The organism is Photorhabdus hindustanensis (assembly GCF_002968995.1).
GTDB classification, from domain to species: Bacteria; Pseudomonadota; Gammaproteobacteria; order Enterobacterales; family Enterobacteriaceae; genus Photorhabdus; species Photorhabdus akhurstii.
On sequence record NZ_PUWT01000048.1, the window covers coordinates 20,232 to 35,285 of the forward strand.

Here is a 15,054-nt window from a genome sequence, read left to right on the forward strand (position 1 = left end):
AAATATCCTTTCTTGGAGTGCGATATATGAAAAAGATAATCCCTGTCGTTCTGGTATCGTTATTTGCTGTTGCAAGCCATTCCGCATTTAGTCAGGAATCTTCTGTAGTTACACCAAATATAGTTACCCCAAATGTAGTTACAGCTCAGACTAATGATAAGATCACAGTTAAGCACCTTTCCGGTGAAACTGAAGTCAAAAAAAAATCCTCAGAAAGTCGTTTCATTTGATTTCGGTATTTATGATTCATTAGTTAAATTAGGTTTATCAGATAGGGTTGTTGCATTACCTACTGGTAATACGCCTGAATATCTCCGTAATAGCTTACCTAAAGGGGTAGAAAATGCGGGGGGTATGAAAGAGCCAAATCTGGAAAAATTGGCGCAAATTAAACCTGATTTGATCGTTATTAGCGGGCGTCAAACTTCTTCCTATGAAAAGTTGTCAAAAATAGCACCGACAATTAATCTGGGAACTGATAGCAAAAATTATCTGGCTTCAGTTGAAAGTAACATAACGTTATTAGGTGAATTGTTTAATAAACAGAGTGAAGTAAAAGATCAGCTTGTTGAGCTGGAAAAAACCATTGCTAAAGCTCAGGATAAAGCTAAGTCTTCTGGCGCAAAAGTTTTAGTATTGCTGCATAACGCAGGTAAATTAGTGCTGAACAACCAGAGCGTAGTGTATGACGTGGTTAAGGCACAGAAAGCAGAATTATCTATTCCTGCTGGTGAAGATAAAAACAAATTCGTTGTAGTGACTTCTGATATGATTGCTAAAGCCAATCCTGATGTGATTCTCATTATTGACCGTAGTGAAGCAATTGGCGCAGGTAAGCTGAACAAAGAAAAATTTGAAGATGATAAAATAAAATCTACTTCGGCGTATAAGAATGGCAAAATCACTTACCTGAAATCTGATTTGTGGTATTTATCGGGTGGTGGTTTGGAAAGCTTAACTGCACAAGTTAATGCTGTAGCTGATGCCCTTTAATCAGGTTATGCGCCATTTTGAATTTGAATAGTGACAATGGATTGTTTTAGATTTGGTCTGACAGTTATCGGTTATTTTATGCTGGTGACTGTCAGGTTTTTGGTCTAAATCTTGCCCGACTGGGGCAATATTCTATGAGTAGTTGGCTTATTATTCGTATTTTCAGTATTAATAATTTAAAAGATAGACAAATCTTTTCTATTCAAAACAATGTCTTATCTATTCATAAAATAAAAATTTAATCTGTTATAATAATGGTGTGAAAACTAATGTTGTTATTAAGAAATAATAAATGTATTTCTGTTATATATAATTGGACAGAGAAATTATTTGTAGATATTAATGGTGATTATTATATTGAATTTACAAGGTGAAAACATTATTTGTTTTATATTTTAGCGTCTGATTTATTCGAGTTTATAATATGAAGGATGATATTTATATTGAAAGGAACTTATAATAAATAATAAGTTCCTTGATAATTAAATGAGATTACAGATAAAGGTTTTATGAACAAGTATTAACCGCGTCTACAGAGTCAAATACCAATCTGGCTATAGCAGGACCAGCCAGTGCTATTTCTACAATAAATGCAGCTCCATCTGTAGCAAACCATATAGTTAATTGTGCTATTGCAGTTATTCCAGTAATAACCCAGTCGTACCAATGCATTGACTCCTTTAAGCAATTAGTTATTCCAGAAATACCTATATCATCCTTAACTTTAGCAATTAATGACCAGGTATTCTTTGATTTATCAGTAATAGAATTCGAATTCTTAAGGTCATGAACTATAGTCAATAACTCATGTATAGCCTCATGACCTAATTTTTTCAATAATATCTGTGTGGCTGATTCTCTTTCGGGTTCATGTATGCCCATGAATTTAAATGCAAGTTTAAAAGCACCTGCGACAACTGTACCAATTGCAAGAGTACATGGAGATACACCTGCGTACTCTATTAATTTTGATCTTCCATCAGTGTCAGTTGGAGCTGAATTATTAAAATGCAATCTCTTGTAAGCATCATTTACAACCATGTCAAAACTAATATTTTCTTTTTGATGATCCGAAAGTTGATCATAAAAATCTTTATAATACGGCGTCAGTGCTGTAGCGAGGTCTTCTTTGGATAAAGTATATAACATTTCTTTATTTTCAATATTCATTTTTCACCCCAATCAAAGTGAAATTAAAAATGATTTTTTAAATGTTCGTGCTTATCAATAGAAATACAGCCAAGCACAAATTAAATATAGTCGTATTTGAGATGATTTAAGTGATATTATTGTGGCATAATTCACATATATTAAAATTAATCTTGTGTAAAATATGGTTTTATTAAATTTTAATTAATATTCTTATTGATGGTCGATATTAACTATTATCTACATGGATAAATATATTTTTAGGGTAGGTGGATTAATAAATTTTTATATTATTATTTTTATATTATATTTGTTGATTTATTTTTCTATATATCGAGTTTTTATCATTGAAAATTAAATTGTGGATTATTATTTCAATATTAATGCCTTGGTTAAGTTATAAATTAGATATTATTTAAATTTGGGAGGCAATTACTCCTCTGAAAGGAACAGAAATCCAACATGGGGCAATCAGTCGCCACCGTCTAATGGAGTCCCCACCGAAGTTCAGTGGGGGAAATGTATTATGAATAGAAACGAAACCAATGGCGGTATCAATTTTATGCAAAGATAATCTTTACGGAGCTGAATTTTCCAAAGGCAATTTCTGTACTAGAGAAATAGTTCCAATAATGAATTTAGGAACAGTTTCCCTTTCTGCGTAATTTGCCAATGTATTGCTGTTTCAGAGAGATAACCCGCGGCTAAGGCTTGTTCAATTTGAGGACGGATTGAGGTCTCAGATAACCCAGTGAAATCACTGAAATCTTGTTTTGACATCATTTCCAGTAAACGGAATCGGTTCATAAAAAATTCAAATGGCCGATCTTCATTTTCTACTTGATGTTGTTTATCCAGATAGCGTCCTTGCATATATCCACGGGGATGTTTGGTTTTCACTGTGCGCAGAATACGGCCATCTTCAAATGTGATTTTTCCATGAGCGCCACAGCCAATGCCAAGGTAATCTCCAAAGCGCCAGTAGTTGAGATTATGCTGGCATTGATAGCCTGGTTTAGCATAAGCAGAAGTTTCATATTGCTGATAACCTGCTGCTGTCAGCAATTGATGACCTTGTGAAAAGATATCCCATAAAGCGTCATCGTCGGGCAGAATAGGAGGGCGAGAGCCAAAGCTGGTATTAGGTTCAATAGTCAACTGATACCATGAAAGATGCGGTGGTGATAATGCGATTGCTTGACGTAAATCATCCAGCGCTTCATCAAGGCTTTGGTCCGGTAAACCATGCATCAAATCCAGATTAAAACTGCGTAGCCCCAGACTGGCGGCTAAACATGCCGCCCGTTTGGCTTCATCCGGCCCGTGAATACGGCCAAGGCGTGCCAGTTTATTCGGGCTGAAACTCTGCACGCCAATGGATATTCGGTTAATACCCGCTTGCTGATAACCACTAAAACGGTCAGCTTCCACAGTACCCGGATTGGCTTCCATAGTAATTTCAGCTTGCGGCGATACCGGTAGGAGAGCACGGACACCATCCAGCAATTGTTGCATTGCCTGTGAGCTAAGCAGGCTGGGGGTTCCACCACCAATAAATATAGTGGTAATTTCCCGTCCGTTGACCATTGGCAGATCCGTTTTCAGATCTGCTAATAAATGGTCAACATATTCCTGATGCGGAACATCACCTTTCAATGCATGAGAGTTGAAATCACAGTAAGGACACTTTTGTACACACCAGGGAATATGGATATAAAGACTGAGTGGTGGAAGCTTAAGCATTGCTGAGTGTATCCAACATCATCTTTAGTGCCTGACCACGGTGCGAAACGGCATTTTTTTGATCACCCGTTAATTCAGCGGCAGTACAGCCTAATTCCGGTATGTAGAAGATGGGATCATAACCAAACCCCCCATTACCGGCAGGTTGACGTGCGATAACTCCCGGCCAGCGGCCATGAAATACCAGCGGTGTTGGATCTTCGGCATGGCGCATATAAACCAGCACACAGTTAAACTGAGCTTGACGTTGATCATCAGGAACATCTTTCATCGTATCTAGCAGTTTTTCTAGATTTTGCTGATCGGTGCTGTTTTCACCTGCATAGCGGGCTGAATAGATACCTGGAGCACCGCCAAGGATGTCTACGGATAGACCAGAGTCATCCGCAATCGCCGGTAAGCCGGTAATTTGCGCGGCATGACGGGCTTTAAGAAGGGCATTTTCAATAAATGTCAGCCCGGTCTCTTCGGCTGAATCTACGCCTAATTCAGTTTGAGCAACAATATCCAGTCCAAAATCAGCCAGTAATTGTGCCAGTTCACGAACTTTTCCGGGGTTGCCGGTTGCCAGAACGACTTTTTGCATTATTTTGAATCCAATTTAATTCTTATTTACTGTATTAACCATGAGAGAACATCAGCACGAAGATAGTTCAGGGCGTAGAGGATCAAAATGACGATCATTGCTGAAAAATCAAGGCCGCCCATCGTTGGGATAATACGGCGGATAGGCGCCATCAACGGTTCTGTCAGTTGCATCAAAACATAGTCAATCGGATTGCGCCCCTGACTTATCCAGCTTAGTAAAGCACGCGCTAGCACTAACCAAAATACCAGTTTACCTGCTGCTGTCAGCAATTCGATTAACCCGACAGGAAGGAAAAGTGTGTGGAAAGCAAGCGAACCGGTATTGAACCAAAGTTGCATGATAAATTTAAATAATACCAGAACATAAGCGACAACAATGGAGGCAGTATCAAGCGAACCAATAGCCGGTATGACCCGGCGTAATGGCCGAACGATCGGTTGAGTTATTTTCACAATAAATTGGGCAAATGGGTTATAAAAATCACAACGAACCCATTGCATCCATACACGAAGTAATAAAACAGCGATGTATAAATCCAGAACTGTGGATAGAATAAAGTGTAAAAATTGCATTTAGCAGCCTTGATAAAATTAAAATTGTTTTTCCATTTCCTGCGCCCGGCGAATAGCCGCCTGCATAGCGTTGGATACAGTTTCCGGCAATTTGCCTTCATAAAATATACGTAATGCTTCCGCAGTAGTACCGCCTTTAGATGTTACCTGTTCACGCAGGGTTGCAAAAGGGAGATCTACATTTGATGCGGCCAGTGCCGCAGAACCTATTGCCGTTTGCAAAACAATTTCACGGGCTGTCTGGCTATCAAAACCTAAACGTTCTGCTTCCTGTTGCATTGACTCCATAAATAGGAAGAAATAAGCGGGCGCACTGCCTGCTACGGCGATAATGTCATTGATGCCGTTTTCATCTTTTACCCAGTAAGTTTTACCGACACTGTTCATTAATGCTTGAGTGAAATTACGGTCAGACTGGCTGACTTGTTCAGATGCGAATAATCCACTCAACCCTTGACCAATTAACGCCGGTGTGTTTGGCATGATACGGACAATATTGAGTTTGTCTTGTAATAAAGCATCAAAGCGTGCAACGGAAATACCTGAGGCGATAGATAGAACCAGCTTATTACTGAAATCTACCTTTTCTTGCAGAGTCTGACAAACATCTGCCATCATTTGCGGTTTTACCGCCAGAACAACAACGTCGGCTTCCTGTGCGTAGTGAATATTGTCACTACCGCTATTAACGCCATACTCTTTTGCTAGTGCATCACGGTGAGTATTACTTGGTGCGCAGACATTAATCAGCTCAGCAGGATACCCTCCTTTTACTAATCCGGCTATGATGGCGTGAGCCATATTACCTGCACCAATAAAGGTAATTTTACGTTTTTCCATTAAATACCTCGTAGCGTTGAAATGGTTAATTGTGATACTGACGTGCACCGAAAATTGCTGTTCCAATTCGTACTAATGTGGAACCACAATTAATCGCAGCAGCCATATCATCAGTCATCCCCATTGAGAGGGTATCTATTTGAGAATATTTAGTTTTCAGGTTAAGGAAGGCTTGCTCCATTCTCCTGAAAACCACCAATTGACGTTCATAGTCAGGTTCCGGCGCTGGGATTGCCATTAAACCCCGAAGCCTTACGTTTGGTAGTTTGTTCACTTCGGCAGCCAGAGTAGGTAGCTCATCAAGTTGAATACCTGATTTGCTCTGTTCATCACTGATATTTATTTGCATAAGAATATTCAGCGGTTCCATTCCCTTCGGACGTTGCTCGTTCAGGCGTTGTGCTATTTTTAAGCGGTCAATGGTATGGCACCAGTTAAAATTTTCTGCCACCAAACGGCTTTTATTAGACTGTAACGGACCGATAAAGTGCCATATCAAATCATTACGATTTGCAAAATAAGCAATTTTTTCTACACCTTCCTGCACATAATTTTCACCAAAATGGCGTTGCCCGGCAGCGATTGCTTTTTCGATATCTTCCACAGGTTTGGTTTTACTGACTGCAAGCAAGGTAATTTCTTCTGGAACGCGTTCGCATTTTTGTGCGGCAATGGCTATGTGGGTCCTGACATCTTGTAAATTTTGTTCAATATTGTTCATGGTGACTCAGGAGATTAAAAAATGAATATGGATAAGCTAGTAGCCCTTAGTGTAAAGCATAATGCTTCAGATCTGCATCTTTGTGTTGGACAAGTTCCCGTATTACGTATAGATGGAGTGCTTTGCCCGCAAACTCAACTGCCATCTGTAAATAATCTATTGTTGGAAGAGTGGAGTAGACAATTTTTATCAGAAAATCAGCGACAACAGCTATTAACTGGTGGACATGTGGATTTCGCGCTGGAGGTAGAAAATGGCCAACGATTGAGAGGCAATATCTTTCGTCAGCACTCCGGGTTGTCAGCCGTTTTGCGTTTAATTCACGCTCAGTGTTCAACTCTGGAACAGCTAAAAGCACCTGAAATTATCCGTGAAATGGCTTTGCGGGAAGAGAGTGGGTTGATTCTGGTGACTGGCGCAACAGGCAGCGGGAAGTCGACAACGTTAACTGCCATTGTGGATATGCTGAACAGCCACAGTTGTCAGCACATTATTACATTGGAAGATCCCGTTGAATTTATCCACCACAGCCGCAATTGTCTGATACAACAGCGACAAATTGGATTGGACTCGCCCAGTTATCAGGCAGCGCTAAAAGGGGCTCTCCGGCAAGATCCTGATGTATTGTTGTTGGGGGAGTTGCGGGATAAGGAGACAATACGCTTGGCGTTAACTGCGGCAGAGACTGGGCATCTGGTATTGTCGACTTTGCATACCAGAGGTGCTGTACAAGCAATTGACCGATTGGTAGATATTTTCTCTGCCGAAGAAAAAGGGTGGGTGCGTAGTCAGCTAGCAGGCAGTTTGAAAGCGGTGATAGCCCAGCAATTAGTTTCTGCTCAGGGAGGAGGGCGAGTCGCTATATATGAAATATTGGTAGTTAATCAGGCTGTGAGCCATTTGATACGAGAAGGAAAAAATCATCAAATAACAACGCTTATGCAGACGGGCGCTGCCAGTGGGATGCAAACCTACGAGCAAGGCTGGCAGCAGCGTAAATTGCAGGGATTACTGGCAGAGCAAACGGAGAGGAAGATTAAAGAAAATGCTATCAGTTAATCGCGAATCGCGGTTATACGATTGCTGTTAGTTGATCGCTATTAATAGCGTTTAGTAGTGCTGTTCAAACCAGCTCTCCAGAATAATAACAGCGGAAGTAGCGTCTACTTTTCCTTTATTTAAGGCTTTATAACCACCTCGATCAAACAGATGAGCGCGGGCTTCAACAGTTGTCAGGCGTTCATCTTGGAGTTGAACTTGTACTCCAAACCGGCCATGCAGCCGGTTTGCAAATTTACGTGCTTGCGCTGTGACTAATTGCTCAGTGCCATCCATATTAAGGGGAAGACCAACGATAACTAAATCGGGTTGCCACTCTTGAAGTAATTTTTCGATTTGTTGCCAATTGGGGATACCATCTGTGGCTTTAAACGAGGTTAATGCTCTAGCGGTACCCGTGATTTCTTGCCCGATGGCTGCGCCGATGCTGCGGGTGCCAAAATCGAAAGCCATTATTGTACGGTTACTCATCTACGCATGCCCTGCTTGTGGCGCAATATTGTAGATATTGATACCGAGTAAAGATGCAGCTTCACGCCAGCGGTCCGCAATGGGGGAGTTGAAAATAATATGTGGATCAGCGTTTGCTGTTAGCCAGCTATTCTCCATTATCTCTTTTTCAAGTTGGCCTTTTTCCCAACTGGCATACCCCAATGTGACCAATATCTGTTTTGGTTGGCGTGGTGTACCCAGGGTTTCAAGGACATCTTTGGATGTGGTGATCATTGTGTCATCGGAAATTTTGATACTTGAACTGAAACCTGGTCTTGGTGTGTGCAATATAAAACCATGATCTTCAGCCAGTGGGCCACCAGTCATGACAGGTTTGTTTAGACTGATGCTTTCATCCCGATCTTCTGGTGATATTTTCAGCTTTTGTAAAACTTTCCGAACGGAGATTTGCTCAATAGGTTTATTTATCACCAATCCCATAGCCCCATTTTCATTGTGTTCACAAATGTAAACAACTGAGCGTTTGAAATAGGGATCAGATAATGAGGGCATGGCGATAAGAAAATGGTGCTGTAGATTCATTTTGTTTCTAGTAATTAACCTTGCTATGTAAGGATTATTTAGCCCACAGTATGTGGGCTAAAAGTATAAATGACAAACCCTGACAGGCAAATTCGCAAAAAGAATTTTTTATTTCTCTAACCGTTCTTCAATCGCATTCATTAACATGCCGATGATTGAAATATCAGGGAAAGCGGCTTCTATCTCGCGTGCACAGGTCGGACTGGTGACATTAATTTCAGTCAGTTTGTCACCAATGATGTCCAGGCCAACAAAAATCAACCCCTTTTTTTGTAAAGTCGGAGCAACAGCTCTGGCGATAGCCCAGTCACTTTCTGAAAGCGGGCGAGCTTCACCACGGCCGCCCGCAGCAAGATTACCACGGGTTTCACCTTGGGCAGGGATACGAGCCAGACAATAAGGAACGGGTTCGCCGTCGACAATTAATACCCGTTTATCGCCTTCTTTGATGGCCGGTAAGAAATTTTGCGCCATGCAGAAACGATTGCCATGTTCCGTCAGGGTTTCAATGATAACCCCAACGTTTGGATCATCTTTTTTCAGGCGGAATATCGATGCACCGCCCATACCATCTAGTGGTTTAAAGATGACATCACCATGTTTCTGGTGGAATTCTCGCAACTGAACGGCATTGCGAGTCACTAATGTATCTGGTGTTAAATCAGGGAACCAAGCTGTGAACAGTTTTTCGTTACAATCGCGCAGGCTTTGTGGTTTATTGACAATGAGAGTGCCTTTCTCTTCCGCACGTTCCAAAATATAAGTGGCGTAAATGTATTCAGTATCAAATGGTGGATCTTTACGCATCAGGATGACATCCAATGTTTCCAGTGCCAGATCTTGTTCTCTATCGAACTGATGCCATTGCTGTGGGTTGTTTTCTACCTGCAATAGGCGGGTACGTGCGCGGGCTTCCCCTTGGTGTAGATAGAGATCACTCATCTCCATATAATGGAGCTCCCAGCCGCGGCGTTGCGCTTCCAATAGCATGGCAAAACTGGTGTCTTTCTTGATGTTGATGGATGAAATGGGGTCCATCACTATGCCGAGTTTGATCATTCTTTCTCCTTAACCCAAATCGCCGAAACGCACTTGTAATGCGGTAATTGCGGTGAGCGCTGTCGTTTCTGTTCTCAGCACTCGTGGTCCTAATAGGATATCAGTAAATTGGTAATTAGCTGTCATAGCAATTTCATCTATCGATAATCCACCTTCCGGGCCGATCAGTAAACGTACTTTTTCTACGGGTAAAGGCAGAGTATTGATGCTTTGGCTGGCTCGTGGATGTAGATTCAATTTCAAACTGCCATCATCTTCCGCACACCAGTGTTCGAGTTGCATCACTGGGCGAATTTCAGGTATACGGTTGCGACAGCATTGCTCACAGGCAGCAATAGCAATCTTCTGCCACTGTTGCAATTTTTTAGCCAGCCGTTCTCCATCCAGCTTTAAGCCACAGCGTTCAGAAATTAAAGGCGTAATAACATTGACCCCTAACTCTACAGATTTTTGAATGGTGAATTCCATTTTCTCACCGCGGGATATGACTTGGCCTAGATGGAGATTAAGTGGCGATTCATTATCGGCAAGTTCGCTATTGCTGATATGTACTTTGACAGATTTTTTGCTAGCTTCGGTGATCTGAGCGTTGAAGATCTGATTGCTGCCATCAAATAGTTGTAACGGTTGACCATTGCTCATTCTGAGTACCCGCCCGACATGGTTAGCCGCCTCATCACTCAGATAAATTTCAGTATTCGATGAGAGTAATTCCGGGTGATAGATGCGGGGTATGCGCATGTTTTTTTCCTTCCTGCGGGGTATAGATATACATAAGACAATAAATAATGGAGGGTATGATAAGGGAGGCTTAATCAAATTATCAAGCTATCTCGATACGGATTGTTATCTCTGAATAAATGTTGCGAGTCTGCTCGCATATTTATATTTAATTTGACTATTTTATATTTATTTTATTGTTTTAAAACGTCATTGTTTATTACTATATTTTTATGTCGAAAACATAATTGATATTTGTTTTTTTATTTAATTAAAATATTCATAATGGAATAATGTTGGAGGTGATCTGTTTAATGGATTTTAACATTAAAATCGTTATTTTGGCTATTTTTGTTGGGATAGTGGCAGGAATAAGTTTGAATAAAATGATATCGGTATTTCCTAAAATTATTTATGGATATGAAAAAATAGATTTCGGTTATTTTCAGGTTGAATTAGTAACACTGTTTATAACTGCTTTTTTTTATGATTTGTTTTCCATTGAATTTACATTTATATGCAGTTTTGATATTTATTTGGATGCTAATTATACTTTCTTTTATTGATGTAAAAATTAATTTATTGCCAGATATAATAAATTATCCACTTTTATGGTTAGGATTATTATTGAATTTGAATCAAACTTTCGTGCCTATTGAACAAGCTGTAGTTGGTGCTATTGCGGGTTATTTGATTTTATGGTCACTCCATTGGTTATTCAAAATAATTTGTCATAAAGAAGGGTTAGGATATGGTGATTTTAAGTTAATGGCAGCGGTTAGTGCTTGGTTGGGGATTGGTGCAATTCCTTTATTAATGTTTTTATCCTCACTGTTTGGTCTTATTGGGTACTTTTGGATGTGGAGAATACGAGAAAATTACCAAGAATCTGTTGCTTTTGGCCCCTATATAGCCATTTCTGCGCTCATCATGATCTATATGCACTTATTGGGAATGGATGGGTTATTGTGAATGGCGCCCGATAGTTGAAAATGTATGGGCGCCAGTAGTTAAAATTGTGGTATTAAAACGGTGGTATTAAAACTGATAGTGAATCAGCGCATCTTGCCAACGTTTGGGTTGTCCCAAGTATTTATCAAGAGAAATAATAGATAGCTCGTTTCTGTTATTTTCTAAAATAAACGTAGGGAAGCCTGAGCCGCCAACGGCTGCCAACAGTTCACGGCTTTTCCTAATATGTTGGAGACTTTCTGACTCATTATTCAGTGTCAGCTCTTGCTGAAACAGTTCTGAATCAAGCTGTAACTCATTTGCTAAATTCAATAATGTTTCAGTTTCGCTGATTTTTAATCCACGAACATAGTGCGCTTTTTGTACTGCCAGTAACATTTCAACACCTTTACCAGCCAACTCTTCTGCTGCAAGAATGGCTGATATTGGTGGTAATGAATCCATAATCAGTGATTTATCATTTAACAGTGTGGCATATTGCTCACTGAAAATTTGCCCGGTAAGGCTTGCGATCCGTTTATCCTGACTAAGGACATAATCACGCCATGTGCTGTCTATTTGGCGTCTGTTATCCCCTGTCAGCATTCCGCCGCCATGCAATTCAATTTTCACATTTGCGACCTCTTTTGCTGCTTGTATCAGAGAGGAAACGCCATAACACCAGCCACATAGTGGATCGTAGATATAATGCAGAGTCATTCCGGGCATATTACTTATTCCTGAAAAAGAGTTAATTTACTTATTGGGGCCACTTCATTTCGCCTTTCAGCACTTTGGCACTTAACTCGAGACTGGATTTGTCTGCAAGTTTTGGATAGTGCTTTTCCATTGCGGCTATTAGCGCTTTTGAATCTTTCGCTTTTGCCAGCTCTTTCTCAAAAATAGTCAGGTACTTTTGCGTGAAATGAACGGATTCCAACGTCATTGGCGTGTTACCAATGAAATGTCCTGGAACCACAATAGTTGGTTTCAGCTCTTTTATACGATCTAATGTCTGCATCCAGTTTTTACGGGACTCTTTAGTCTGTGTATCTGCTATCCAGACATGAATGTTGCCTGAAACGGTGACACCGCCTACTACCGCTTTTAATTTTGGTATCCAAACAAAAGTACGGTCAGCCGCGGGGCCATCAAGACCTTCGACGATTAACTTCTCACCGTCAACCGTAAAAGTGTTACCTTCCAACGGTTGCGGCACGATAACTTTTTTGGGGGCTTGTTCTTTCAGAACACCTCCCCAATAAGCCAGTTTGCCATCTTTGGTCTTTTTGATTTCTTTAATGGTTTCTGGTGATGCAATGACTTTTGCGTTAGGGAACGCTTTGGTCAGTACATCAAGGCCAAAATAGAAATCAGGATCAGACTGACTGATATAGATAGTTGTCAGTTTTCTGCCGGTATACTTAATTCTTCTGGCCAGTGCTTCAGCGTCATTTTTTTGGAACTGAGCATCGATCAATACAACTTCTCTATCACCGATGATGAGCTCAGAAGAGACGGGAAATACGCTTCTTTCACCTGGATTGAAAACATCCAGTTTTAGGTTAGTGGCTTGTGCCAGAGAAATGGTACCCAAGGAAAGGATACCTGCCAGCGCAATATTTAGTGTTGTTTTGCGAGTCATGATTGAATTCCTGATGTTGTGTCAATGAGGTTCATAATAAGTTGCGTTTTTCGATGAAAAAACCGCATAATTGGCAATTATTTGTTGCATAAATCGAGCTAATTGATGGATAGAGTCACTGCTGCGCAAGTGTTCACTATAATTGTAGAACAAGGCAGCATGATTGCCGCATCGGAACGGTTAGATATGTCGCGGGCAATGGTATCTCGCTATCTGGCTGAAATGGAAAAATGGGCGGGAGTACGTCTGTTACATCGTACAACGAGAAAGATCAGCCTGACATCGGCAGGAGAGATCGCCTATCAGCGCAGTCGTAAATTATTGCAATTGGCGGAAGAGATACCGGTTCATCAACCTGTAGAAGCACAGGAACTGAGTGGTCTTTTGCGGATAAGCAGTTCTCAATCTCTGGCGGTGAGCGCATTGTCTGTGGCGATTCCTGAGTTTATGCAGATTTACCCTCAGATAGCTATTGATATGCAAATGAGTAATAAGGCAATAAATTTGGTCGAGGAGAGGATAGATTTAGCGTTACGCATCACGAATAATCTGGAGCCGAATTTGATCGCCAGACCGTTATCAACATGCCATTCTGTAGTTTGTGCCGCTCCTTCTTATCTGGCAGGAAAAATGCTTCCGCAAAAGCCTGCTGATTTAGCTTTGCATAACTGTATGACTTATAACTTCTTTGGTAAAAGTCTTTGGTTATTTGAACGCCGAGGGGAAAAATATTCTGTTCCTGTTAGCGGTACTTTAAGTGCTAATGAATCGGTTGTATTAATGGAGGCAACGTTGCAAGGGGCGGGAATCGCCATGCAACCCTATTATTCTGTTGCTTCGCATTTGGCGTCAGGAAAATTGATTCAGTTGTTGCCAGACTATCGACCTCAGGCGATGGGAATTTATGGTATTTATGCCAGTCGTCAAAATATGCCAGCAACGTTGAGAGCATTACTGGATTTTCTGGTTCAGTGGTTTGCTTCTTCTCCGTACTGGCAAGCACTAATGCTGAAAAGCTGACTTTAGTTTTTGAGGAAACAGGGCAATTTGTGCTTTTAGGTGTTCAATAAAAGTATCTACTGGGGCAGAAGAAGGGCGATGAATGGGCTTTATCAGGCTGACAGTAAAAGGAATATCGATACTGAATGGGCGAGCGCATATTTCAGATTTGCCGTGGCTGTCCAGATAATCGAGTACGGTCAGTGGGTTGACAATAGAAACGCCAATGCCTTCGCGCACCATTGCACATACTGATGCAGCACTGTGAGTTTCCATAATCAGGCGGCGGCGAATATGGTGTTCTGCGAATATGCCATCAATGAGCTGCCGGTAGCTATCCGCTATTGAAAGACTGATAAAATTTTGCTCGCTGAAATCTTCGGGAGTCAATAGCGGTTTATGACTGAGAGGATGCTCGGCGGGCAATACGCAAATTTCATTCAGTGTGATCAATGTTTCTCTCTGTGTACCGGGTGGTGTCTGCAAATGTTCTGTCAAACCCAGATCATGGCGTTGAGCTGAGAGCCACTCTTCTAATAGCGGTGATTCCTGTGGAATGATGGTTAAATTAGTATCAGGGTATTGACGGGTGAAGTGGCGGCAAACTTTCGGTAACAGTGATTGAGAAAATACTGGCAAGCAAGCAATGGAAAGCTGAGCATGTTGAAATTTACGTATATTGTCAGCCGCATTCATTATTCTTTCGAGTCCGTAATAAGAGCGCTGAACTTCTTCAAAAAGGCGTAATCCTTGTGCTGTCGGATGCAGGCGGCCTTTTACTCGGTCAAATAGTTTGAATTTTATTAGGTGCTCAAATCGTGCTAATTCACGACTGACGGTTGGTTGTGATGTTTGTAATAAAATAGCCGCTTCTGTCAGGTTTTTTGTCGTCATTACCGCATGGAAGATTTCAATATGGCGCCATGAACAAGAAGACATAAATTGTTCCTTCAAATGATAATTCTATATCACAGATGAA

17 protein-coding genes and 1 pseudogene are annotated in these 15,054 nt (G+C 40.9%); 5 read left to right on the top strand and 13 right to left on the bottom strand.

Annotation, left to right across the window (positions count from 1 at the left end; all coding sequences use genetic code 11):
• Positions 1-26: 26 nt before the first annotated feature.
• Positions 27-993 (top strand): annotated as a pseudogene (locus C6H66_RS16345) (siderophore ABC transporter substrate-binding protein).
• Between the two features lie 507 nt (positions 994-1,500).
• On the opposite strand, the gene C6H66_RS16350 reads toward C6H66_RS16345, so the two are convergent.
• The 6 genes from C6H66_RS16350 to C6H66_RS16375 all read right to left on the bottom strand — a co-directional run bounded on the left by C6H66_RS16350 (position 1,501) and on the right by C6H66_RS16375 (position 6,607).
• The gene (locus C6H66_RS16350) at positions 1,501-2,163 is read right to left on the bottom strand and encodes a hypothetical protein (protein ID WP_036814740.1); all 663 of its coding nucleotides are present in this window, start codon (positions 2,161-2,163) and stop codon (positions 1,501-1,503) included.
• 591 nt (positions 2,164-2,754) lie between these two features.
• Positions 2,755-3,885 (bottom strand): radical SAM family heme chaperone HemW, encoded by a 1,131-nt coding sequence (gene hemW / locus C6H66_RS16355; RefSeq protein WP_105396121.1) that lies wholly within the window; start codon positions 3,883-3,885, stop codon positions 2,755-2,757.
• Positions 3,878-4,471 (bottom strand): XTP/dITP diphosphatase, encoded by a 594-nt coding sequence (locus C6H66_RS16360; protein WP_046396569.1) that lies wholly within the window; start codon positions 4,469-4,471, stop codon positions 3,878-3,880. Before C6H66_RS16360 ends, hemW begins: the two co-directional genes overlap by 8 nt.
• A 26-nt stretch (positions 4,472-4,497) precedes the next feature.
• Complete coding sequence (locus C6H66_RS16365) at positions 4,498-5,046, bottom strand: YggT family protein (RefSeq protein WP_046396568.1); 549 nt, start codon at positions 5,044-5,046, stop codon at positions 4,498-4,500.
• Between the two features lie 18 nt (positions 5,047-5,064).
• A complete protein-coding gene (proC, locus tag C6H66_RS16370; RefSeq protein WP_105396122.1) occupies positions 5,065-5,886 on the bottom strand; it encodes a pyrroline-5-carboxylate reductase in 822 nt (273 codons plus the stop codon).
• A gap of 25 nt (positions 5,887-5,911) precedes the next feature.
• The gene (locus C6H66_RS16375; protein ID WP_046396566.1) at positions 5,912-6,607 is read right to left on the bottom strand and encodes a YggS family pyridoxal phosphate-dependent enzyme; all 696 of its coding nucleotides are present in this window, start codon (positions 6,605-6,607) and stop codon (positions 5,912-5,914) included.
• Positions 6,608-6,628: 21 nt separating this feature from the next.
• Between C6H66_RS16375 and C6H66_RS16380 the strand changes: the two genes are divergently transcribed.
• On the top strand, positions 6,629-7,666 hold the full coding sequence (locus C6H66_RS16380) for a type IV pilus twitching motility protein PilT (protein WP_105396123.1): 1,038 nt from the start codon (positions 6,629-6,631) through the stop codon (positions 7,664-7,666).
• Positions 7,667-7,717: 51 nt separating this feature from the next.
• Here C6H66_RS16380 and ruvX read toward each other — a convergent pair whose 3' ends face one another.
• The 4 genes from ruvX to rsmE form a co-directional block, all read right to left on the bottom strand.
• Positions 7,718-8,137 (bottom strand): Holliday junction resolvase RuvX, encoded by a 420-nt coding sequence (gene ruvX, locus C6H66_RS16385; RefSeq protein ID WP_046396564.1) that lies wholly within the window; start codon positions 8,135-8,137, stop codon positions 7,718-7,720.
• Entirely contained in the window at positions 8,138-8,701 is a 564-nt protein-coding gene (locus C6H66_RS16390) for a YqgE/AlgH family protein (protein ID WP_036814730.1), read from the bottom strand.
• Positions 8,702-8,809: 108 nt separating this feature from the next.
• Positions 8,810-9,760 (bottom strand): glutathione synthase, encoded by a 951-nt coding sequence (gene gshB / locus C6H66_RS16395; RefSeq protein WP_105396124.1) that lies wholly within the window; start codon positions 9,758-9,760, stop codon positions 8,810-8,812.
• 9 nt (positions 9,761-9,769) lie between these two features.
• Entirely contained in the window at positions 9,770-10,501 is a 732-nt protein-coding gene (rsmE, locus tag C6H66_RS16400) for a 16S rRNA (uracil(1498)-N(3))-methyltransferase (RefSeq protein WP_046396562.1), read from the bottom strand.
• A 293-nt stretch (positions 10,502-10,794) separates the two neighbouring features.
• Between rsmE and C6H66_RS26875 the strand changes: the two genes are divergently transcribed.
• Both C6H66_RS26875 and C6H66_RS16405 read left to right on the top strand, forming a co-directional pair.
• On the top strand, positions 10,795-11,046 hold the full coding sequence (locus C6H66_RS26875; protein ID WP_248000699.1) for a hypothetical protein: 252 nt from the start codon (positions 10,795-10,797) through the stop codon (positions 11,044-11,046).
• Entirely contained in the window at positions 11,021-11,452 is a 432-nt protein-coding gene (locus tag C6H66_RS16405; RefSeq protein WP_248000700.1) for a prepilin peptidase, read from the top strand. Before C6H66_RS26875 ends, C6H66_RS16405 begins: the two co-directional genes overlap by 26 nt.
• Positions 11,453-11,518: 66 nt before the next feature.
• Here the strand turns inward: C6H66_RS16405 and C6H66_RS16410 are convergent, their stop codons facing one another.
• Complete coding sequence (locus tag C6H66_RS16410; protein ID WP_105396125.1) at positions 11,519-12,160, bottom strand: DsbA family protein; 642 nt, start codon at positions 12,158-12,160, stop codon at positions 11,519-11,521.
• Positions 12,161-12,191: 31 nt separating this feature from the next.
• Entirely contained in the window at positions 12,192-13,076 is an 885-nt protein-coding gene (locus tag C6H66_RS16415) for an MBL fold metallo-hydrolase (RefSeq protein WP_040152236.1), read from the bottom strand.
• Between the two features lie 105 nt (positions 13,077-13,181).
• Between C6H66_RS16415 and C6H66_RS16420 the strand changes: the two genes are divergently transcribed.
• Positions 13,182-14,096 (top strand): LysR family transcriptional regulator, encoded by a 915-nt coding sequence (locus C6H66_RS16420; RefSeq protein WP_046396561.1) that lies wholly within the window; start codon positions 13,182-13,184, stop codon positions 14,094-14,096.
• Here C6H66_RS16420 and C6H66_RS16425 read toward each other — a convergent pair.
• Positions 14,079-15,014 carry a LysR family transcriptional regulator gene (locus C6H66_RS16425; protein WP_036776880.1) on the bottom strand — a complete coding sequence of 312 codons (936 nt, stop codon included), beginning with the start codon at positions 15,012-15,014 and terminating at the stop codon, positions 14,079-14,081. The two genes, C6H66_RS16420 and C6H66_RS16425, sit on opposite strands and share 18 nt — an antisense overlap.
• Positions 15,015-15,054: the final 40 nt, after the last annotated feature.

Excerpts from the sequence above, each read along its gene's own strand:
- C6H66_RS16350 (WP_036814740.1), bottom strand. The coding sequence starts at position 2,163 with ATGAATATTGAAAATAAAGAAATGTTATATACTTTATCCAAAGAAGAC.
- hemW (WP_105396121.1), bottom strand. The coding sequence starts at position 3,885 with ATGCTTAAGCTTCCACCACTCAGTCTTTATATCCATATTCCCTGGTGT.
- C6H66_RS16360 (WP_046396569.1), bottom strand. The coding sequence starts at position 4,471 with ATGCAAAAAGTCGTTCTGGCAACCGGCAACCCCGGAAAAGTTCGTGAA.
- C6H66_RS16365 (WP_046396568.1), bottom strand. The coding sequence starts at position 5,046 with ATGCAATTTTTACACTTTATTCTATCCACAGTTCTGGATTTATACATC.
- proC (WP_105396122.1), bottom strand. The coding sequence starts at position 5,886 with ATGGAAAAACGTAAAATTACCTTTATTGGTGCAGGTAATATGGCTCAC.
- C6H66_RS16375 (WP_046396566.1), bottom strand. The coding sequence starts at position 6,607 with ATGAACAATATTGAACAAAATTTACAAGATGTCAGGACCCACATAGCC.
- C6H66_RS16380 (WP_105396123.1), top strand. The coding sequence starts at position 6,629 with ATGAATATGGATAAGCTAGTAGCCCTTAGTGTAAAGCATAATGCTTCA.
- ruvX (WP_046396564.1), bottom strand. The coding sequence starts at position 8,137 with ATGAGTAACCGTACAATAATGGCTTTCGATTTTGGCACCCGCAGCATC.
- C6H66_RS16390 (WP_036814730.1), bottom strand. The coding sequence starts at position 8,701 with ATGAATCTACAGCACCATTTTCTTATCGCCATGCCCTCATTATCTGAT.
- gshB (WP_105396124.1), bottom strand. The coding sequence starts at position 9,760 with ATGATCAAACTCGGCATAGTGATGGACCCCATTTCATCCATCAACATC.
- rsmE (WP_046396562.1), bottom strand. The coding sequence starts at position 10,501 with ATGCGCATACCCCGCATCTATCACCCGGAATTACTCTCATCGAATACT.
- C6H66_RS26875 (WP_248000699.1), top strand. The coding sequence starts at position 10,795 with ATGGATTTTAACATTAAAATCGTTATTTTGGCTATTTTTGTTGGGATA.
- C6H66_RS16405 (WP_248000700.1), top strand. The coding sequence starts at position 11,021 with ATGCTAATTATACTTTCTTTTATTGATGTAAAAATTAATTTATTGCCA.
- C6H66_RS16410 (WP_105396125.1), bottom strand. The coding sequence starts at position 12,160 with ATGCCCGGAATGACTCTGCATTATATCTACGATCCACTATGTGGCTGG.
- C6H66_RS16415 (WP_040152236.1), bottom strand. The coding sequence starts at position 13,076 with ATGACTCGCAAAACAACACTAAATATTGCGCTGGCAGGTATCCTTTCC.
- C6H66_RS16420 (WP_046396561.1), top strand. The coding sequence starts at position 13,182 with ATGGATAGAGTCACTGCTGCGCAAGTGTTCACTATAATTGTAGAACAA.
- C6H66_RS16425 (WP_036776880.1), bottom strand. The coding sequence starts at position 15,014 with ATGTCTTCTTGTTCATGGCGCCATATTGAAATCTTCCATGCGGTAATG.